20 protein-coding genes are annotated in these 17,621 nt (G+C 63.8%); 9 read left to right on the top strand and 11 right to left on the bottom strand.

Annotated features, from left to right (window positions below):
* Nucleotides 1–16 precede the first annotated feature (16 nt).
* Genes ABIB90_RS34010 through fliL form a run of 4 tightly spaced genes read right to left on the bottom strand, consistent with a single transcriptional unit; the run spans nucleotide 17 to nucleotide 2,950 of the window.
* Nucleotides 17–775 carry a MotE family protein gene (locus ABIB90_RS34010; RefSeq protein WP_219685048.1) on the bottom strand — a complete coding sequence of 253 codons (759 nt, stop codon included), beginning with the start codon at nucleotides 773–775 and terminating at the stop codon, nucleotides 17–19.
* Between the two features lie 9 nt (nucleotides 776–784).
* A complete protein-coding gene (locus ABIB90_RS34005; protein WP_007612299.1) occupies nucleotides 785–1,231 on the bottom strand; it encodes a DUF6468 domain-containing protein in 447 nt (148 codons plus the stop codon).
* On the bottom strand, nucleotides 1,228–2,430 hold the full coding sequence (fliM, locus tag ABIB90_RS34000; RefSeq protein ID WP_007602134.1) for a flagellar motor switch protein FliM: 1,203 nt from the start codon (nucleotides 2,428–2,430) through the stop codon (nucleotides 1,228–1,230). The genes ABIB90_RS34005 and fliM overlap by 4 nt, the downstream gene beginning before the upstream one ends.
* 19 nt (nucleotides 2,431–2,449) lie before the next feature.
* Nucleotides 2,450–2,950, bottom strand: a complete 501-nt coding sequence (fliL, locus tag ABIB90_RS33995) for a flagellar basal body-associated protein FliL (protein WP_007602133.1) — start codon at nucleotides 2,948–2,950, stop codon at nucleotides 2,450–2,452.
* 379 nt (nucleotides 2,951–3,329) lie between these two features.
* Between fliL and flgF the strand changes: the two genes are divergently transcribed.
* Genes flgF through flgH form a run of 4 tightly spaced genes read left to right on the top strand, consistent with a single transcriptional unit; the run spans nucleotide 3,330 to nucleotide 6,817 of the window.
* Nucleotides 3,330–4,091, top strand: coding sequence for a flagellar basal-body rod protein FlgF (flgF, locus tag ABIB90_RS33990; RefSeq protein ID WP_354202254.1), 762 nt, complete (start codon nucleotides 3,330–3,332; stop codon nucleotides 4,089–4,091).
* 16 nt (nucleotides 4,092–4,107) lie between these two features.
* On the top strand, nucleotides 4,108–4,896 hold the full coding sequence (gene flgG / locus ABIB90_RS33985) for a flagellar basal-body rod protein FlgG (protein ID WP_007602131.1): 789 nt from the start codon (nucleotides 4,108–4,110) through the stop codon (nucleotides 4,894–4,896).
* A gap of 10 nt (nucleotides 4,897–4,906) precedes the next feature.
* Nucleotides 4,907–6,046 carry a flagellar basal body P-ring formation chaperone FlgA gene (flgA, locus tag ABIB90_RS33980; RefSeq protein WP_007602130.1) on the top strand — a complete coding sequence of 380 codons (1,140 nt, stop codon included), beginning with the start codon at nucleotides 4,907–4,909 and terminating at the stop codon, nucleotides 6,044–6,046.
* A 3-nt stretch (nucleotides 6,047–6,049) separates the two neighbouring features.
* A complete protein-coding gene (gene flgH, locus ABIB90_RS33975) occupies nucleotides 6,050–6,817 on the top strand; it encodes a flagellar basal body L-ring protein FlgH (RefSeq protein ID WP_007602129.1) in 768 nt (255 codons plus the stop codon).
* 302 nt (nucleotides 6,818–7,119) lie between these two features.
* On the opposite strand, the gene ABIB90_RS33970 is transcribed toward flgH, so the two are convergent.
* The 3 genes from ABIB90_RS33970 to ABIB90_RS33960 all read right to left on the bottom strand — a co-directional run bounded on the left by ABIB90_RS33970 (nucleotide 7,120) and on the right by ABIB90_RS33960 (nucleotide 9,611).
* Nucleotides 7,120–7,899, bottom strand: a complete 780-nt coding sequence (locus tag ABIB90_RS33970; RefSeq protein WP_354202252.1) for a 2-keto-4-pentenoate hydratase — start codon at nucleotides 7,897–7,899, stop codon at nucleotides 7,120–7,122.
* Between the two features lie 519 nt (nucleotides 7,900–8,418).
* A complete protein-coding gene (gene dksA, locus ABIB90_RS33965) occupies nucleotides 8,419–8,784 on the bottom strand; it encodes an RNA polymerase-binding protein DksA (RefSeq protein ID WP_008554760.1) in 366 nt (121 codons plus the stop codon).
* Nucleotides 8,785–8,999: 215 nt separating this feature from the next.
* On the bottom strand, nucleotides 9,000–9,611 hold the full coding sequence (locus ABIB90_RS33960) for an NAD(P)-dependent oxidoreductase (protein ID WP_354128038.1): 612 nt from the start codon (nucleotides 9,609–9,611) through the stop codon (nucleotides 9,000–9,002).
* A gap of 149 nt (nucleotides 9,612–9,760) precedes the next feature.
* Here ABIB90_RS33960 and ABIB90_RS33955 point away from each other — a divergent pair, with 149 nt between their 5' ends.
* A complete protein-coding gene (locus ABIB90_RS33955) occupies nucleotides 9,761–10,132 on the top strand; it encodes a winged helix-turn-helix transcriptional regulator (protein ID WP_354128037.1) in 372 nt (123 codons plus the stop codon).
* Nucleotides 10,133–10,136: 4 nt separating this feature from the next.
* On the opposite strand, the gene ABIB90_RS33950 is transcribed toward ABIB90_RS33955, so the two are convergent.
* A complete protein-coding gene (locus ABIB90_RS33950) occupies nucleotides 10,137–10,550 on the bottom strand; it encodes a flagellar assembly protein FliX (RefSeq protein WP_354202251.1) in 414 nt (137 codons plus the stop codon).
* Between the two features lie 270 nt (nucleotides 10,551–10,820).
* Here ABIB90_RS33950 and ABIB90_RS33945 point away from each other — a divergent pair, with 270 nt between their 5' ends.
* From ABIB90_RS33945 to ABIB90_RS33930, 4 genes are all read left to right on the top strand, one after another.
* Nucleotides 10,821–11,945, top strand: coding sequence for a flagellar basal body P-ring protein FlgI (locus ABIB90_RS33945; protein WP_219685064.1), 1,125 nt, complete (start codon nucleotides 10,821–10,823; stop codon nucleotides 11,943–11,945).
* Entirely contained in the window at nucleotides 11,945–12,310 is a 366-nt protein-coding gene (flgJ, locus tag ABIB90_RS33940; protein WP_354202250.1) for a flagellar assembly peptidoglycan hydrolase FlgJ, read from the top strand. Before ABIB90_RS33945 ends, flgJ begins: the two co-directional genes overlap by 1 nt.
* A gap of 11 nt (nucleotides 12,311–12,321) precedes the next feature.
* Nucleotides 12,322–12,819: a hypothetical protein gene (locus ABIB90_RS33935; protein ID WP_027518929.1), complete on the top strand. Its 498-nt coding sequence runs from the start codon at nucleotides 12,322–12,324 to the stop codon at nucleotides 12,817–12,819.
* Between the two features lie 159 nt (nucleotides 12,820–12,978).
* Complete coding sequence (locus ABIB90_RS33930) at nucleotides 12,979–13,338, top strand: hypothetical protein (RefSeq protein WP_007602114.1); 360 nt, start codon at nucleotides 12,979–12,981, stop codon at nucleotides 13,336–13,338.
* A gap of 141 nt (nucleotides 13,339–13,479) precedes the next feature.
* On the opposite strand, the gene flaF is transcribed toward ABIB90_RS33930, so the two are convergent.
* The 3 genes from flaF to ABIB90_RS33915 form a co-directional block, all read right to left on the bottom strand.
* Nucleotides 13,480–13,848, bottom strand: coding sequence for a flagellar biosynthesis regulator FlaF (gene flaF, locus ABIB90_RS33925; RefSeq protein WP_007602113.1), 369 nt, complete (start codon nucleotides 13,846–13,848; stop codon nucleotides 13,480–13,482).
* A gap of 291 nt (nucleotides 13,849–14,139) precedes the next feature.
* Nucleotides 14,140–16,380, bottom strand: coding sequence for a DUF1522 domain-containing protein (locus ABIB90_RS33920; protein WP_354202249.1), 2,241 nt, complete (start codon nucleotides 16,378–16,380; stop codon nucleotides 14,140–14,142).
* A 243-nt stretch (nucleotides 16,381–16,623) separates the two neighbouring features.
* Nucleotides 16,624–17,621: DUF1522 domain-containing protein (locus tag ABIB90_RS33915; RefSeq protein WP_354202248.1), on the bottom strand; the 998-nt coding region annotated here is incomplete at its 5' end.

The raw sequence follows: 17,621 nt of genomic DNA, 5'->3' as shown, positions 1-17,621 counted from the left end.
TCTTAAGTATGAGCCCTCAATTCGGCTTTTGCGTCGGCTTGCCGTCGATCTTGGGCAGCTCGCCGGCCGAAGCGGACTGATCGCCGCCGCCATTGGCCCGGCGGGCCATCTCGACCGTCAGCCGCTCGGCGGCCTCCGGGGACATCAATCCCATGATGTCCGACATTTTTCGCGGCGCGATCTGCGAGGCGATCTCGATCAGCACGCCCATCTCGAGCCGGTCAAAGACCCGCGCGGCGTCCTTGGGCTTCATGCCCTCATACATGGTCACGAGGCCCTTCATGCGCTGGGCTTCGGCGGCCTTCTGCTCGGCCTGTGTCGCGGAGATACGGGTTTCTACCGCCTTCATCTCCTCGACCTTGTTTTCGATGCGCTTCTCGGCGGATTTCAACAGGCTCTCGCGGATGTCGATCTCGCGCTGGCGGGCCTCGATCTCCTGGCGGCGCGACTGCAAGCGTTCCAGGATCGCGCGCTCCGAGGCGGAGATCTGCGACTGGGCTTCCTCCTTGACGGCGGCGCCTTCGGACTTGGTGTCGGGTGCGGCCGGCTTCGGCGCCTCCTTCGGCGCGCCATGGGTCGAGCCCGTGATGTCGGGATCCTCACGGCTGGCCGGGAAGTTCAGATTCTCCTGCGCCCAGGACTTCTTGGTCTGGCTCGGCTTGTAGTCGAAGACATAGCCGCCATTGATCACAAGACCCGTGACCTTCAGCGTGGCGAGGCCAGCAACGGCAACCAGCACGATCGGAATGACGCGGATGTTGCGAAAAGACTTCATACCCTGACTTTATGCGGCAAGACCGTTGGATCGTCGGCGCTCGGAGAAGGCTTCGGCCGCAGCCGCCACCGCCTTCGCCGACGAGGGCTTGGCTGCGGGCGCGGCGACCGTCTCCGGGTTCGTCACGGGGCGCGCGGCGATCGCGATCTTGGACAGGCGCCGCACCACATTATCGGCTTCGCCGAGCTGCTTGTAGAGCTGCTCGGACATCTGGGTCGCCGACGCGAGCTGGCTGCCGAGGTTCTCGTTGACGTCGCGCACGGCGAGCTTCAGCCCGCCGATCGCGCGCTCGGCGATCTCGGTTGCGGTGATCAGCTCGCCGATGACCGCCTTCAGCGAATGCTCGTCCGCCTTCAGCCGCGTCAGCCGCTTGTTGAGCGTGACGCAGTAGACGATGGTCAGCATCAGCAGGATAGCCACCAGCGTCTCGATCGCCATTCCTAGGGAGTGGTTCATGGGGCCTCCATCATCTTGTTCTGCTCGTCGACCTTTTCGAACATCGCAAGTGTCGTACTTGGCTTGCGCAAGGGTTTCGTCACCCGTATCGCGACGCGATCGCCGACCCGGCCCATGCGTCCTTCGGTGATTGTGACGTCGCCGCAGCGAACGGTGACGTTGGCATCCGCGCGCATGTCCAGCGGCAGCGTGTCGCCGACCTTCAGCCGCATCAACTGCTTGAGCGGAATGTCGGCTTCGTAGAGCACGGCGTCGACGGAGATCTCGGCCTGGACGATCTCGGTGGCGAAATGGCCTTCCCAGATCTGGTCGCGGCCGAACTTTTCGCCCATGAACATCTGGAGCAGGACGCCCCGGATCGGCTCGATGGTCGCGTAAGGCAGCAACAGCTCGATGTTGCCGCCGCGATCTTCCATGTCGATGCGCAGGCGCACCAGGATCGCGGCGTTGGCAGGACGGCTGATCGCGGCGAAACGCGGGTTGGTCTCGAGCCGGTCGATGGTGAAGGTCACCGGCGACAGCGGCCGGAACGCCTGTTCGGCATCGGTCATGACGACTTCGACCAGCCGCTTGACCAACTCCGTCTCGATCGTGGTGTAGGGCCGGCCCTCGATGCGCAGCTGGCTCGAGCCGCGGCGGCCGCCGAGCAGCACGTCGATCATCGAGTAGATCAGGCTGGAATCGACCACGGCCATGCCGAAATTGTCCCACTCTTCGGCCTTGAAGACGGTGAGGACGGCGGGCAGCGGAATCGAATTCATGTAGTCGCCGAAGCGCACCGAGGTGATGCGGTCGAGCGAGACTTCGACGTTGTCGGAGGTGAAATTGCGTAACGAGGTCGTCAGCAACCGCACCAGGCGGTCGAAGACGATTTCGAGCATCGGCAGACGCTCGTAGGAGACCATCGCCGAATCGATGATGGCGCGAATGCCGGAATGGTCGTCGAGCGTGACGTCGCCGACCGCGAAGCCGAGGAGGTTGTCGATCTCCTCCTGCGACAGCACCCGTTCGCCGGAATTCTTGCCGGCGCCGAGATCGCGGCTGCCATCCTCGACCATGGCCGCCCATTGCAGGGCCATGGTCTCGGACAGTTCGTTTTCGGCAGCAGCCTTCGCGGCCTCGGCGGGATCCTCGGAATCGAGCGAGGCCTCCCATTGGGCGGCAATTGCATCCTGGTCTGGTTGGTCGGTGCCTGCCATGATCCCTAGCCCGTCATGCTCACTGGATCACGACTTCCTTGAACAGCACCGCGCTGACCTGGACCGGAGCGACCGCCGCGTTGACGCGCTTGGTCAACTCTTCCTTGAGGCGGAAGATGCCGGCGGAACCGTTGAGGTCAGAGGAGCGCAGCTCGCGCGCATAGGTCTGGAAGATGTCGGTGATGCGCGGCATCGTCGGCTTGATCGCCTCGACCTGCTTCTCTTCCTTCAGCTCCAGCACGATCTTGAGCTTCAGATATTGCACGCGCTCGCCCGGCGCGCCGGCGAGGTTGACCATGATGTCGGGAACCTCAACAAAAGCCGGCGGCTTCGGCGGAGGCGCCGCCTCGGCGTGATGCTCGTCGTCGCCGTGACGGAAAAAGAAGAACCAGGTCGCGGCGCCGCCGCCGAGAACGGCGAGCAGGCCCACCACCATGATCATCAGCTTGAACTTGTTCTTGGGCGGAGCGGCTTCCGCGCCCTCAGCGGCTCCGCCGCCTTCCGCTTCATTCTCTGCCATGATCGCCGCGCTCGCTCATCTCTCAAATGGGTCGAAAGAGCGAAGCTCCTGGCAGACAGTGACGCGATACAAATGCCCCAGCGCAGTGCTCCTCTTACGCGCAAACGCTACGGTAATAATGGTTAACGGAACCTTTCGATTGGGCCTTCACTAGGAAAAATCTGCCGGGCAAACATGGCTAACAGACCCTTTCTGCCGCCTCCCCGCGCCCTCGAAAAACAGACAAGAGACTGAAACAACACAATTTTCCAGCTTGGCACGAGTTTCGCTGAGAAAGGATCGAGACCCAGGGTTTGGGAGAACCCGAGGTCTCGTTCACGGGATCGGCCAAGGCGCTTGGGAGAGCGAGCTGGCAGATCTCACTCAGGGGAGATTTCCGATGCAGAACGCGCTTCTGATCGGCTTGTCACGACAGATGACGTTGGAACGGCAGATGGATGTCATCGCCAACAACGTCGCCAACGCCAACACCAATGGCTTCAAGGCCGACCATTCGCTGTTCGAGGAGTACCTCAACTCGAACGCGCGTGAGGACAATTTCGTCGGCTCCGACCGCCGGGTCTCCTATGTGCAGGACCGCGGCACTTTCCGCGACGTCGGCCAGGGGCCGATGGAGCCGACCAAGAATCCACTCGACATGGCGATCAGCGGCAACGCCTATTTCGCGGTTCAGGCCAATGGCGCCGAGCGCTACACCCGCGACGGCAAATTCTCGCTCAACAACACCGGCCAGCTCGTCACCTCCGACGGCAACCTCGTGCTGGGCACCAGCGGCCCGATCACCTTCCAGCCGACCGACCACGACATCAACGTCGCGCCGGACGGCACCGTCACGGTACTCGAGGGCACGGCCAAGAACGACTCGATCCGCGGCAAGATCCGCATGGCCTCGTTCGACGATCCGGCCAAGCTGACCAAGCTCGGCGCCAACCTTTACGACATCGGCTCCGCGGTCCCGCAGACCGACACCAAGTCGACCGTGCAGCAGGGCTATGTCGAGAAGTCGAACGTGAACTCGGTCGGTGAGATGAGCCGCATGGTCGAAGTCATGCGCAGCTACACCGCCATCGCCAACCTGCTCCAGCAGCAGAGTGACATGCACAAGTCGGCGATCGAGAAGCTCGCCGACGTTCCGGCCTGATTGAGGGAGAACTGACATGCAGGCGCTTCACACCGCAGCAACCGGAATGGCGGCACAGGAACTCAACGTTCAGGTGATCTCCAACAACATCGCGAACCTGCGCACCACCGGCTTCAAAAAGCAGACCGCGGCGTTCCAGGACCTGATCTACGAACACGTCCGCCGCGTCGGCGCCCAATCGTCCGACCAGGGCACCATCCTGCCGGTCGGCGTCGACATCGGCGGCGGCGTCAAGACCGTCGGCACGCCGCGCAGCATGACCCAGGGCACGCTGTCGCAGACCGGCAACGACCTCGACATGGCCATCACGGGCGAAGGCTTCTTCAAGATCCTGATGCCCGACGGCAGCTACCAGTACACCCGCGACGGCACCTTCCAGATGGACAATCAGGGGCGCATCGTCACCGCGCAGGGCAACCCGGTACAACCGACGATCACGATCCCGAACAACGCTTCGGGCCTCACCATCAACGTGCAGGGCCAGGTCTCCGTGACGCTGCCAGGTTCCTCGACCTCGGCCGTCCAGGGCCAGATCGGCCTGACCCGATTCATCAACAAGGCGGGCCTCCAGCCGGTCGGCAACAATCAGTTCACCGAGACGCCCTCCTCCGGCCCGCCGCAGGACGGTACCGCGAGCTCCGAAGGTTTCGGCAACATCACGCAGAGCAGCCTCGAGCAAGCCAATGTCGACGTCGTCTCGGAGATGAGCGACCTGATCGCCGCCCAGCGCGCCTACGAGATGAACGCCAAGGTGATCAGCGCCGCCGACCAGATGATGCAGTCGACCACGGCGTTGTTCCGCTGAGGTGATGACGATGATCCGCACCACCCTCGCCACGATCTCCGCTCTCCTCGTGCTGGCGCTGCCCGCACGGGCCGCCGACGATTTCATCGCGACGCCGACGCTGCGCGCGAGCATCACCGTGACCTCGGACGTGGTGCGGGTCGGCGATCTCATCGACAATGCCGGCTCGGCCGCGCTGATCCCGGTCTACCGCTCGCCCGATCTCGGCACCACTGGTGCGCTGCCGGTCGCCCAGGTGCTGGCGGTGTTGCGCGCAAAGCAGGTGATCGGCGTGATGACCGGCGACATCAAGGAGGTCCAGGTCACCCGTCTCGCCCGCACGCTCGTGAACAAGGACCTCGAAACCGCGGTCGCCTCAGCGCTCGAGCGCCGCTTTGGACTTGGCGATGCTGCCAACATCACCGTCACGTTCGACCGCGGCATTGCCGACATGCGGTTGGATGCCTCCAATACCGGCGTGCTGCAGCCGGTGGCAACCCGCTACGACGCCCGCAGCGGGCGTTTCGACATCGCCTTCGAGATCAACAACGACAACAATCCGGCACCGACCAAGCTGCGTTTCACCGGCACCGCGATCGAGACGGTGGAAGTGGCCGTGCTGACGCGCGATATCGATCGCGTCGATCTCCTGAAGGCGTCCGACGTCGCCATGGAGCGCCGGCCGAAGGCCGAGGTCACCGGTGAGGCCGCCTCGCGCGATCGCACGCTCGGCATGCAACTCCGCCGGCCGATGCGGGCGGGCACTCCCATCCGCGTCGCCGACATCGTCAAGCCCGACTTCGTGCAGCGCGACCAGAACGTCACCGTCATCTACCAGGTCCCCGGAATCTACCTCACCACGCGCGGCAAGGCGATCGAGAGCGGCGCCGAGGGCGACACCATCAGCGTGCTCAATCTGCAGACCAAGCGCACGCTGAGCGGCGTCGTCACCGGCCGCGGCCAGGTGACAGTCCAGGGCGCCAGCCAGGCCGCGCCAATGCCGGCCGCGGTCGAGCAGACCTCCTCGCTCAAGCGCGACGAGGCGCCCGCCCCCGTCGATACCGCAGCCCTCGTCCGGAACCTGGTCCAGACCCCGGCATCCCCGGCCCAGATCGCACAAGCCCAGATCCCGCAAGTTCGCGTCTCGCAAGCTCCAGCCAAGTCAGAGTAAGTCATGTCCACGTTCAGTTCGGCTTTTCCTCTTCGTCGCATCGCGATCTCCGCCCTGCTGCTGGCGACTTGCGCGTTGGCGAGCGGCTGCTCCTCGATCGACCGTTTGTCGCAGATCGGCGAGCAGCCGAAATTGTCGGCGATCGACAATCCGACGACGCAGCCCGGCTACAAGCCGGTGCAGATGCCGATGCCGAAGCCGGAAGTCGCCTCCTACAATCCGAACTCGCTGTGGCGCAACGGCAGCCGTGCCTTCTTCAAGGACCAGCGCGCCCATCAGGTCGGCGATCTCCTGACGGTGGCCGTGAACATCACCGACAAGGCAAATATCGAAAACGACACCCAGCGCAGCCGCACCAACAAGGAAGATTCCGGAATCACCGACTTCATCGGCGCCAAGACATTGGGCGCCCAAGCGCAGAAGGTGTTGCCCGGCCGCATCCTCACCGCCGACTCGACCGCGTCCAGCGAGGGCAAAGGAAGCGTGGACCGCAAGGAAGCGTTGCAGACCAACGTCGCGGCCGTCGTCACCCAGGTCCTGCCCAACGGCAACCTCGTGGTCGAAGGCAAGCAGGAGATCCGCGTCAACTACGAAATCCGCGAGCTCATCGTCGCCGGCATCGTCCGTCCCGAAGACATCCAGAGCGACAACACCATCGATTCCACCAAGATCGCGCAGGCCCGCATCGCCTACGGCGGCCGCGGCCAGATCATGGACGTGCAGCAACCGCGCTACGGCCAGCAAGTCATGGACGTGCTGCTACCCTTCTAGCTTCTCCCGAGCTCCCACATCGTGTTCGCGAACCTAGGCGCGGACGACGATGTACGACGCGGCCCTCGCTAGCTCCCCTGGCGAGGGCCGCATGTATTTTGCGACGGCTGCATACAGCGCGTCGGGCACGCGCGATTGCAGCGACGCCGCTCTCCCTATCCGCCCTCTCAACTGTCATCGCCCGCGAAGGCGGGCGATCCAGTATTTCGAGACGTCAGTGATGAACCGAGAAGCCGCGGCGTACTGGATTCCCCGCCTTCGCGGGGCATGACAACGTAGTGCCCGCAGCGCGCCCGCAGCGCCTACGTAAACTCCGCCTCCACCGTCCCCAGCCCGTCCAGCTCCATTCGCACCTTGTCGCCGCGTTTCAGCCACAGCGTCTTGACCAGGCTCCCCGTCAGCACGAGCTGTCCCGCGTGCAGACCCTTGCCCTCGGCGGCGAGATGGTTGGCAAGCCAGGCGAGTGCGTTGTGGGGATGGCCGAGCACGTCGGCGCCGGTGCCGTGGCTGACCTCTTCGCCGTTGACGATGGCGCGGCCTTTGACCGCCTTCAGGTCCGGCACCGACGAGCGCGGCACGACCTCACCCAGCACGCAGCCGGCGGCGAAGAAATCGTCGGCGATCAGCGTCGGCGCCCCCATCGTTTCCCACTTCACATAGCGGTCGTCGACGATCTCGATCGCGGGATGATAGCCCTCGACGGCTTCGCCGACCCATTCGGCCGTGAACGGCGCCTCGCCGGCGGCGAGATTGCGCTTCAGCCGCACCGCGATCTCGCATTCGACGCCGACGCGGACATAGTCGGCAGCCGCGAGCCGCACACCGCTGTCGTGGACGCCCTTCTGGAACACGCCGCCGCCGCAAGGATGCGGAATGCCGATGTATTCCTGCATCACCTGGCTGGTGCAGCCGATCTTGTAACCGACCAGCGGGCCGATATGCGGCAGCAGTAGATCGTGCAGCGCGCGCTGGACCTGATAGCCCTCGGCTTCATCGGCCGGAGGAACTTCGAGCGCCGCGAGCGGTGCATGGTTGCGGCGCGCCAGCGCGATCGCCTTTGCGGCTGCGAGAATTCTGTCCATCGGCGCCGCCTCCTACACACCACAATCGAGGGCGGCACTTCAGCATCCCCGCCGGGGCGTGACAAGCGCAAGAGACCCCACGGCAGCACGTCATCGCCAACCCAAGCTGGATGAGCTGCGAACGCTGATCGGGCACATCATGGCAAGCCACACGGGCTGTGCCGGCGTTTAAGGAAATATTGAGCTGGTCCGGGCTTTATCGGGATGCGCGCCTTGTAGCGTCGCATCAGGCCTGATTGCAGCAATGCGTGAAGCTGCTGGATCGGTGCCTCAGCATTCGAGTCGATGTCCTTGATGCGACTCGCAAAACCTCCCGCACCTGAAGTGAAGGCTGTTTCTCATCCGAACTCACGTGAGCTCGGAGGAGTTGAGTCTAGCCCATTGATCGCGATTCACTTTTCGCGATTGCGCTCGCGCGCCGAATGCGCGGTTGCAAGCGACAGGCAAAATGCTGATCACGGCGCGAAAAGGCGCGCCTTGCGTTCAAAAACAAAGAGCCGCATCGCTGCGGCTCGGACTCTATTCGTCGCGATAGACCTTCTCGCGTTTCTCGTGGCGCTCCTGCGCCTCCACCGAGAGCGTCGCGATGGGACGGGCCTCGAGCCGCTTCAACGAGATCGGCTCGCCGGTGTCCTCGCAATAGCCGTAGGTGTTGTCCTCGATACGCTGGAGCGCGGCGTCGATCTTGGCGATCAACTTGCGCTGGCGGTCGCGGGCACGGAGTTCGATGGCGCGGTCGGTTTCGGACGATGCCCGATCGGCGAGGTCGGGGTGGTTCACGTTCTCCTCCTGCAGGGCCTGCAGGGTGAGTTTGGACTCTTTGAGGATCTCATCCTTCCAGGCGAGGAGCTTCAGGCGGAAGTACTCCTTCTGCCTGTCGTTCATGAAAGGCTCTTTTTCGGTCGGTCGGTAGTTTTTCAACTTTTCCAAGGGCGGCCTATCTGTCTAAGCAACGACTCGTACGCGGACGGGGTCCGCTGAGCGGGGCGTTATATAGCGGCCTCCTGTGACAGACAATGTTTCCCTGATCGCCCGACCGGCGCCCCCAAGCCCTTGCACAGGAAAGGTTTATCCTGGAGGACCCGGGGGCGGCCGATGGCCTAGTAGCCGACCGTGAAACGCTGCCTCTCATGGGCCGGCCGCTCGATCTCGTCGGCGAGCGCGATGGCGTAATCCGCGAAACTGATCCAGCTCTTTCCGTTCGCATCTGCGAGAAGCTGATCGGTCCCAAGCCGGAACTTGCCGGTGCGCTCTCCCTCGACGAACAGGGCGGACGGCGAGATGAAGGTCCAGTTCAGCTCCTTTTCCTGCCGCAGCAGGTCGAGAAAGGCCGAACCCGCCTCCGCCTCAGCCTTGTACTGAGCCGGAAAGCCGGGAGTTATCACCAGTTTGACGCCCGGAGCGACCTCCAGGCTGCCGGCACCGCCGACGACGAGGTAACGACCGACCTTCGAATCCTTGGCCGCGCCGATCAGCTTGAGCGCGTCGCTGGCCAGGAAGTGCACGGAACTCACGGCGACGTCGTGCCCGGCCCACAGCTTGGCAAGGCCTGACTGGTCGAGCACGTCCCCCTTGGTGGGGGTGACGTTCGGCAGGGCCGCGATCTTCTCGGGGTTGCGGGCGATGGCCGTAACCGCGTGCCCGCGGCGGGACAATTCCTTGGTGATCTCCGACCCGGCCCGGCCCGAGGCGCCGGCAACTGCGATTTTCATGGAAGGCTCCTTTGCTTCTGTAGTAACCAATGGTGACTAGATATCGCAAAGAGCGCTGGTGTTAAGAGAGCACTTTGTGCTTACCTGATTACACAGGAGTAACCGGCGGCGGCCGGCAAATGAGCGGAATGGATCGTGAGGACCCGACGATGAAGCCAGACGTCTATGCAGCGAACTGCCCCACGCGACAGATCCTCGACCGCGTCGGTGACAAATGGGCGGTGCTGATCCTGCTGCTGCTGCGCGAGAAGCCGATGCGCTTCAATCAGTTGCGCCGCACGATCGAAGGCATTTCGCAGAAGATGCTGAGCCAGGTTCTCAAGTCGCTCGAGCGCGACGGATTGATCAAGCGTCACGCCATCGCAACCGTGCCGGTGACCGTGGAATATTCGATCACGCAGCTCGGCGTGACGCTCGCCGCCGCCGTCGATCCGCTGCGCGATTGGGCCGAACAGAATCTGAAAGACGTGCTCGCCGCTCAGCGCCGTTATGACGTGCAGTTGAAGGATGAAGCGGCGTAAGACGCTAGGCCTGCCCGGCCTTGGCGAGCTCGACCTCGACGCGCAGCTCGATCTCGGACAGCACCGAATCCAGGCCGGCCTCGCCGGAGGACGATTTCAGGTTCGCCGCAGCGTCACGCAGCCGCATCACGGTCGAGGCGTCGAGCTTGCCGGAGAGAAGTCCCATCTTGAGATCGTCGAGCACGTCGAGCGCGGTCTTTCCGCGCACGACCGAGCGCTTGCGACGCTCGACGGGATCCTCCTCGATGCCTTGCAGCGCGAGCAGCCCGTCGATGTTGGCGGCGGCCTTCGGTGCGGCGGCGCCCCGCATCTCCGGCGCCGACGAGGTGTCGGGTAGCACGAAGGTGCCGGAGCTCGTCCGCCTGGCCTGGCTGGCCGGCGTTCCAAGCGTGGTGCCGTTCGGTCCGTAGATGCGCATCGGAAGCAATCCGGGTGATCGATGCGCCACATTCGCCGTTTTATGGTTAACGGCCCGTAAACAGCCCGGCAAAATCTGCCGACAGGCGGCAGTTTCGCTCCTCAGGGACAACACAGGCTGAGGTCGCTCGAAACAGATTTATTCAACCTATTCAGCTACCTACCCCCGCTGCCCCGAGTTGGCACAGCGCTCGCAAGGACAGCGTCGGACCAGCTCGTCATGGGAGTGTCGCGATGGTTCTTTGATTTGAGGAGCCTCGGGGAGCAGAGGATGCCAAGCGTTCGTTGGGTGAGACTTGTGGGGGTGGCCTGCGCCGCGCTGTCAGCGCTGGTGCTCTCGGCCAATTCTGCAAGCGCGACATCGCGCATCAAGGATCTCGCCAACATCGAAGGCGTGCGGCAGAACCAGCTCATCGGCTATGGCCTCGTCGTCGGCCTCAACGGCACCGGCGACACCCTCAACAACATCCCCTTCACCAAGCAGTCGCTGCAAGCGATGCTCGAGCGCATGGGCGTCAACATCCGCGGCGCCACCATCCGCACCGGCAACGTCGCCGCCGTGATGGTGACAGGCAATCTGCCGGCCTTCGCCACCCAGGGCACGCGCATGGACGTCACCGTCTCCGCGCTCGGCGACGCCAAGAATCTCCAGGGCGGCACCCTGCTCGTCACCCCACTCCTCGGTGCCGACGGCAACGTCTATTCGGTCGCACAGGGCTCGCTCGCGATATCCGGCTTCCAGGCCGAGGGTGAGGCGGCGAAAATCGTGCGTGGCGTGCCGACCGTCGGACGCATCGTCAACGGTGCCATCATCGAGCGGGAGATCGAGTTCGCGCTCAATCGCCTGCCGAACGTCCGTCTTGCGCTGCGCAATGCCGACTTCACCACGGCCAAGCGGATCGCCGCCGCGATCAACGACTATCTCGGCGTCAAGACCGCCGAGCCGATCGACCCATCGACCGTGCAGCTTGCGATCCCACCGGAGTTCAAGGGCAACGTCGTCGCCTTTCTCACCGAGATCGAGCAGCTCCAGGTCGATCCGGATCTCGCCGCCAAGATCATCATCGACGAACGCAGCGGCATCATCGTGATGGGCCGCGACGTCCGCGTCGCCACCGTTGCGGTCGCACAGGGCAACCTCACCGTCACGATCTCCGAGAGCCCGCAGGTCAGCCAGCCCAACCCGCTGTCGCGGGGGCGGACCGTGGTCGCGCCGCGCAGCAGCGTCAGCGTCACCGAGGACGGCAAGAAGTTCGCCGTCGTCAAGGACGGCGTCTCGCTTCAGCAGCTCGTCGACGGCCTCAACGGCCTCGGCATCGGCCCGCGCGATCTCATCAGCATCCTGCAGGCGATCAAGGCCGCCGGTGCGATCGAAGCCGACATCGAGGTGATGTGATGCAGGCCGGCATGGTCAACACCGCACGCGTCTCCAGCTCCGCCTTCTCGGTGGAGAGCCGCAACGGCCGCCCGGACTTCGATCTCGCCGCGGCACTGCAGAAGGTCTCGCCGAAGCAGCAGGCCAAGGCGCAGAAGATCGCCACCGACTTCGAGGCGATGTTCCTCAACAGCATGTTCTCGCAGATGACCTCGGGTCTGAAGGGCGAAGGCCCGTTCGGCGACACCCCTGGCACCGGCGTGTGGCGCTCAATGCTGACCGAGCAATATTCCAAGAACTTCGCCAACGCCGGCGGCGTCGGCATCGCCACCGACGTCTATCGCACCCTGATCATGCAGCAGGCAAAAACGATCCGCACGGCATAAGGTCAAACGAGATGAACCACTTCAACGCCTCGCGTCAGCCGGTGCAAGCGCAGCGCCCGAACACCGCACCCGGCAGCGCCGAGGCGCGCAAGATCGCCGAGCAGTTGATGGATGCGATGAGTGCCCTGCTCGGCCTGATCGAGCGCGAGACCGAGCTGGTACGTGCCGGCCAGGTCCGTGAGGCGATGACCCTCGAGAGCAAGAAGCAGGAGCTGTCGCGAAACTATGTCGGCGCCGTCACCCAGTTGAAGGCGAACCAGGCCCAGCTCGCCAAATCCGCGCCCGAGCTGCTCTCGACGCTGCACCGGCACCACGATGCATTCCGCGCGATGCTCCAGGTCAATCTCACCGTGCTCGCAACCGCTCACGCGGTGTCGGAGAGCGTCGTGCGCGGCGTCAACGCCGAGATCCAGAAGCGCAACGTGCCGAACACCTACACGGCCGCGGGACGCCGCGCCACGCCGGGCCCACGCCACATCACGCCGCTCGCGGTCAGCCGCTCGCTCTGAGCGCGCGCAGTAACAAACGACAATTTTACGAAAAACCGCGGGGCAACATCGTCGCGCGGTTAGGCACGTTTCCTTACCGGATGTTCAATCCCGGTGTTCCATGGTTGCGTATTGAGAGGGGTTGGGATTTGACTCACGTGAGGCAACCAGGAGGCTGCCATGAGTACAGATTTCAGCATCAGGCCGGTGGGGATACCGGTTGCCGTGCAGATCGTAACGACGTCGAATGCGGCGGCGAACGAGGCCGTGCAAACCGATCTGCCCGTGAGTCAGACAGTGGCCGCTGGCGATGCGAGCGCGCCTGCACGCAATGATTTGCGAAGCAACGAGAACATCTCACGCCAGGTCGTGTTCGACCAGGCGGCGGCGTCGTTCGTCTTCCAGGTCGTCAACGACAGGACCGACGCGGTGGTGAACCAGTTCCCCGACGAAGCAATGCTGCGCCGGCGGGCCTATTTCCATGCGCAGGATTTGAAATCCGAGCCCTCGCGTCCGGCCAGCACGGACCGCAGCGCCTGACCATCAGGCGTCGAGCGTCGGAACGGCAACATCGAGATCGCTCGAACGGTCGCGGGACCGGTGACGACGTTGTTGATCTGCGCCTTGCCGCTATCCGTCACTTGAACTTGATATTGCCGCCGCGGAACGAGCCGTGCTCGATCACGGACGGCCGGACAGACCAGCGGCGATATTGCGGTTGATCTCGATCAGGGGACGGAAGTGATCGAACTGCGGGCTCATCTGCAGCGCGGCGGTCTGGCTCAGCACGAACACGCTGATGTTGGCGATCTTCTGCCGGACCTCGATCGGCTGCGGATTGTTCTCGCGCATGGCCTCGCCCAGAAAGATCGTCCAGAGCTTGCGATTGAACATCAGGGCCTGCGTGGTCTGCTCGCTGAACGGCTCGGCGCTGTTGATCGCATCCTGAAGCTTGTTCGCGGCCTTGAGCAGGGTCTGCGCTTCGATGTCGCGAGGAGATGCGGTGGTCGTTGCAACACGCGCGTAGGCCGAGGCAGCGGAATTCGACATCAATCACACCCTGGAGGTTACCTAGCCCGTTGAACGCGCTTAAGGATTTCTTTCCCGACCCTAGGCAGCACCGCTTAAGATTTGCTTACATGTGTGCTTGGAAGCACTCCGGATTATTACGGGTCTCGGAGTTCTTCGTCATCGTGAAGCTAGACGCGCATGTGCACGCTGTAAACACGTCACGCGCGGTGTGCGTCGATCTCAGCTAATCCTGCCTTAGCGATCTCCGTAAAATGAACGGCGGAGCCTTAGCCCCGCCGCGAAATCGATGAGCGAGCTTGCGCCGCGAAATTAGCGGAGCAGCTGCAGCACGCTCTGTTGCGACTGGTTGGCCAGCGACAGCGCGGACACCGCGATCGACTGGCGGGTCGACAGCGCCTGGCTGTTGGCCGCTTCCTCGTTGGTGTCGGCGAGCGTCAGGTTGGACGAGCCGGTCTGCAGAACGTTGATCAGGTTCTTGGAGAAGTCCTGACGCACCTGCACGATCGACAGGTTGGAGCCGAGCGCAGAACCTTCCGAGCGCAGCGTACTCGAGGCCGCGTTCAGGCTGGTCAGCACCCTGTTGGTGGCGCCGTTGTCGATGAAGTCGATACCGTTGACGAGGTTGCTGAGGCCGAGGCCCGCCGCGTTGAAGACCACGCCGTTGATGCCGAGCGTGGAGCTGCCGGTCTCGTTGAAGATCAGCTTCAGCGTGTCGCCGTTGAGCAGGTTCACGCCGTTGAATGAGGCATCCTGCGACGTCGTATCGATCTGCGCCAGGATGTTGTTGAACTGGTTGACCAGGTTTGAGCGCGCCGTCTGCGCGACCGGATCCTGGATCGGCGGCTGGGCGGTCGTGAAAGCGATCACACCCGTGATGGTGCCGGCGACCGCGCCCCCGGCAGTTATCGAGCCCAGCGTCGAAGAGGCATACTCGTTGACGGTGGTGATCGTGAGCACGCCGTTGGCGTCGATCGTCGCCGTCAGGTGGTTCGCCTGCAGCTGAGAGTTCAGTTGATCAAGCGTCTTGACAGTCCCGTTGGTGCCATCGCCAAAGGTCACGTTGACCGGCGTGCCGCCGTTGAACGAGGTAAAGGTCAAGGTCTTGCCCGAGATGCTGCCCGCTCCGGGCGCGCGGCCCGCGGTGAAGGCCGTGCCGGTGCCGGTCGGACCGGTCAGTCCGAACGAGGACAACGCATTGCCGGTTCCCGTGATCGATAGATCCGCCGTGGTGCCGGTGCTGAGCTTGAGCGCGCCGTTGACGACGGTGGACAGAGACGAACCGCTGGCCGCAACCACGGCGGCGCCGCTGACGATGCCGGCACCCGACGCCAGGTCGATCGCGTTCAGCGAATCCTGAACGCTGGCGCCCTGGAGATAGACGACGGAGTTGCCGTTGTTGTCGGTTACGATGTTGCCGATCTTGGTGGAGCCCGTCGGAGCGGCAGCAGGAACCGCAGCGTTCTTGAACGAGACGGTCTTGCCATCAACGTTCAGCGTGGAGCCGTCATTGATGAGCGTGCCCAGCGTCGTGGGGCTCGTCAGACGCGCCTTGCTCACATTGACATTGCCGGAGCCGGTCGCGGTCGTAAGGCCAAGCGCCTTGAGGAAGTCGGCCTTGCCGGTGATGCTGAGGTCGGCGCCCGTGCCGGTGGTGAGGGTGAGCTGACCGACGGCGATGGAGGCGACGGCGCCCGACGAGAGCGATAATGTCGCGGTGCCGCCGGTGATGGCTGCCTTTTGCACGCCGGTCGCGAGATCGATCGCGTCCATCACGTCCTGGACTTTTGCAGCCGGGACGGCGCTTGTCCCGAGGTAAACGGTGGAATTGCCATTGCCGTCGGTGACAACGTTGTTGTTCCTGCCGGAACCGGCGGGAACGCTGGCCGCCGCAGGTGCAGCGCCGGCCCTGAAGGTGATGGTCTTGCCGTCGACGATCACGACATCGCCGTCCGTCGGTGCACCATTGGCCGCAATGGTGCTAGCGCTGGACGGACCGAGAAGGGTGAGGTTTGCAGCAAGGCTTGCCGGAGTGGGGACACCGTCGGGAGCGGCAAGCCCCGTCAGGGATTGCGAAATGCCGCCGAGCGTGGTCGTGCCCGTAATCGGAGTCGTACCGCCAGCAGTACCGTCGGTGACGACGTTGCCGGTTGCGGTGGCGTAGGTGTAGCTCGTGGTGCCGCGCAGATCCGCCGGCGTCGCGCCCGGAATCGTCGTCGTGATGTTCGACTTGGTCGAATAGCCGACCGTGGTCTGCAGCGCCTGGTTGGCGATCGACTTGGCGCTGTCGATCAGCTTTTGCAGCGAGGTGATGCCGGTATTGGCCGCCTGCAGCACCTGCACACCGTTGTTGATGCCGTCGAGCAGGTTGCTGATGTCGCTCGCCCGGTTGTCCAACCCTTGCGCGGTGAAGAAGTTGGTGGGGTTGTCGAGCGCCGTGTTGACCTTCTTGCCGGTCGAGAGGCGCTGCTGTGTCGTGGCCAGCAGGTCGGCCGTCGACTGCAGTGACAACAGGTTCTGGCGAACGGACGCCGAGAGAACGATGTTGGACATTGGCGGGTCTTCCTCTTGAACCGGGTACGAATCGGGGCTCGCCGATCTGGAAAGCGGGCTTTTGTCCACTCTTAGGGGCTGTCCTTTAAAGTATGGTTAACGACGGTTTAAGGGATACGGTTAATGCCGGGTTAGCGTCCCTTCCCGGCCTCGGCTGCAGCATCTGCACGGTCTCCGCACACGCAAAAAAGCGGCGGAGCCGAGGCCCCGCCGCCGTATTTTTCTTGTGATTTCAGTTGCTTATTAGCGGAGCAGCTGGAGCACACCCTGCTGTGACTGGTTGGCCAGCGACAACGCCGAGACCGCGATCGACTGGCGGGTCGACAGCGCCTGGCTGTTGGCCGCTTCCTCGTTGGTGTCGGCCAGCGTCAGGTTGGACGAGCCGGTCTGGAGCACGTTGATCAGGTTCTTGTTGAAGTCTTGCCGGATCTGCACGACCGAGAGGTTCGAACCGAGGGTCGAAGCTTCCGACCGGAGCGTGCTCGAGGCCGCGTTCAGGCTGACGAGCACCTTGTTGGTCGCGGCGTTGTCGATGAAGTCGGTGCCCTGGAGCAGGCCGGCCAGACCCAGACCCTTCGAATTGAAGGTCACTCCGGTGATGCTCAGGCTCGACTTCGCAGTCTCGTCGAACACCAGCTTGAGCTGGTCGCCGTTGAGCAGGTTGACGCCATTGAAGGACGCGTCGACCGACGTGGTGTCGATCTGCGACAGGATGTTGTTGTACTGGGCGACCAGGTTGGAACGGGTAGCCTGAGCAACGGCATCGACGGTCGGCGTGGTCGCGTTCGTCCAGGTCAGCGACGCTGTGATCGTGCCGCCAATCGCACCACCAGCGACGGCCGAGCCGATCGTCGACGAGGCATAGTCGTTGGTCGCGGAGATTGTGAGCAGGCCATTGGCATCGATTGTCGCCGCAAGATTGTTCGCCTGCAGCTGCGTGTTGAGCTGATCGAGCGTCTTGACCGTGCCGTTGGTGCCATCGCCGAAGGTGACGTTGACCGCCGTGGCGCCATTGAAGGAGGCGAAGGTCAAGGTCTTGCCCGAGATGCTGCCCGACGCTGCGGACCGGCTCGCCGTGAAGGCGGTGCCGGTGCCGGTGGAGCCGGTGAGACCGAGGGCCGACAACGCATTGCCCGACCCGGTGACCGACAGATCCGCGTTCGCACCGGTCGAGAGGTTGAGCGCGCCGGCCACGATCGACGAGTTCTTGGCGCCTGCGGTCGTCTGCAGGGCACCGGAAG

This window comes from Bradyrhizobium sp. JR4.1, assembly GCF_040548605.1.
GTDB lineage: Bacteria > Pseudomonadota > Alphaproteobacteria > Rhizobiales > Xanthobacteraceae > Bradyrhizobium > Bradyrhizobium canariense.
This window is presented reverse-complemented; position numbering and strand designations above follow the sequence as displayed.

Coding starts and splice junctions, on each gene's coding strand:
- flgA (WP_007602130.1), top strand. CDS start 4,907: ATGATCCGCACCACCCTCGCCACGATCTCCGCTCTCCTCGTGCTGGCG.
- ABIB90_RS33930 (WP_007602114.1), top strand. CDS start 12,979: ATGAGTACAGATTTCAGCATCAGGCCGGTGGGGATACCGGTTGCCGTG.
- ABIB90_RS34005 (WP_007612299.1), bottom strand. CDS start 1,231: ATGAACCACTCCCTAGGAATGGCGATCGAGACGCTGGTGGCTATCCTG.
- ABIB90_RS33950 (WP_354202251.1), bottom strand. CDS start 10,550: ATGCGCATCTACGGACCGAACGGCACCACGCTTGGAACGCCGGCCAGC.
- fliL (WP_007602133.1), bottom strand. CDS start 2,950: ATGGCAGAGAATGAAGCGGAAGGCGGCGGAGCCGCTGAGGGCGCGGAA.
- flgF (WP_354202254.1), top strand. CDS start 3,330: ATGCAGAACGCGCTTCTGATCGGCTTGTCACGACAGATGACGTTGGAA.
- ABIB90_RS33935 (WP_027518929.1), top strand. CDS start 12,322: ATGAACCACTTCAACGCCTCGCGTCAGCCGGTGCAAGCGCAGCGCCCG.
- flgH (WP_007602129.1), top strand. CDS start 6,050: ATGTCCACGTTCAGTTCGGCTTTTCCTCTTCGTCGCATCGCGATCTCC.
- ABIB90_RS33945 (WP_219685064.1), top strand. CDS start 10,821: ATGCCAAGCGTTCGTTGGGTGAGACTTGTGGGGGTGGCCTGCGCCGCG.
- ABIB90_RS33955 (WP_354128037.1), top strand. CDS start 9,761: ATGAAGCCAGACGTCTATGCAGCGAACTGCCCCACGCGACAGATCCTC.
- fliM (WP_007602134.1), bottom strand. CDS start 2,430: ATGGCAGGCACCGACCAACCAGACCAGGATGCAATTGCCGCCCAATGG.
- ABIB90_RS34010 (WP_219685048.1), bottom strand. CDS start 775: ATGAAGTCTTTTCGCAACATCCGCGTCATTCCGATCGTGCTGGTTGCC.
- flgG (WP_007602131.1), top strand. CDS start 4,108: ATGCAGGCGCTTCACACCGCAGCAACCGGAATGGCGGCACAGGAACTC.
- ABIB90_RS33920 (WP_354202249.1), bottom strand. CDS start 16,380: ATGTCCAACATCGTTCTCTCGGCGTCCGTTCGCCAGAACCTGTTGTCA.
- flaF (WP_007602113.1), bottom strand. CDS start 13,848: ATGTCGAATTCCGCTGCCTCGGCCTACGCGCGTGTTGCAACGACCACC.
- dksA (WP_008554760.1), bottom strand. CDS start 8,784: ATGAACGACAGGCAGAAGGAGTACTTCCGCCTGAAGCTCCTCGCCTGG.
- ABIB90_RS33960 (WP_354128038.1), bottom strand. CDS start 9,611: ATGAAAATCGCAGTTGCCGGCGCCTCGGGCCGGGCCGGGTCGGAGATC.
- ABIB90_RS33970 (WP_354202252.1), bottom strand. CDS start 7,899: ATGGACAGAATTCTCGCAGCCGCAAAGGCGATCGCGCTGGCGCGCCGC.
- flgJ (WP_354202250.1), top strand. CDS start 11,945: ATGCAGGCCGGCATGGTCAACACCGCACGCGTCTCCAGCTCCGCCTTC.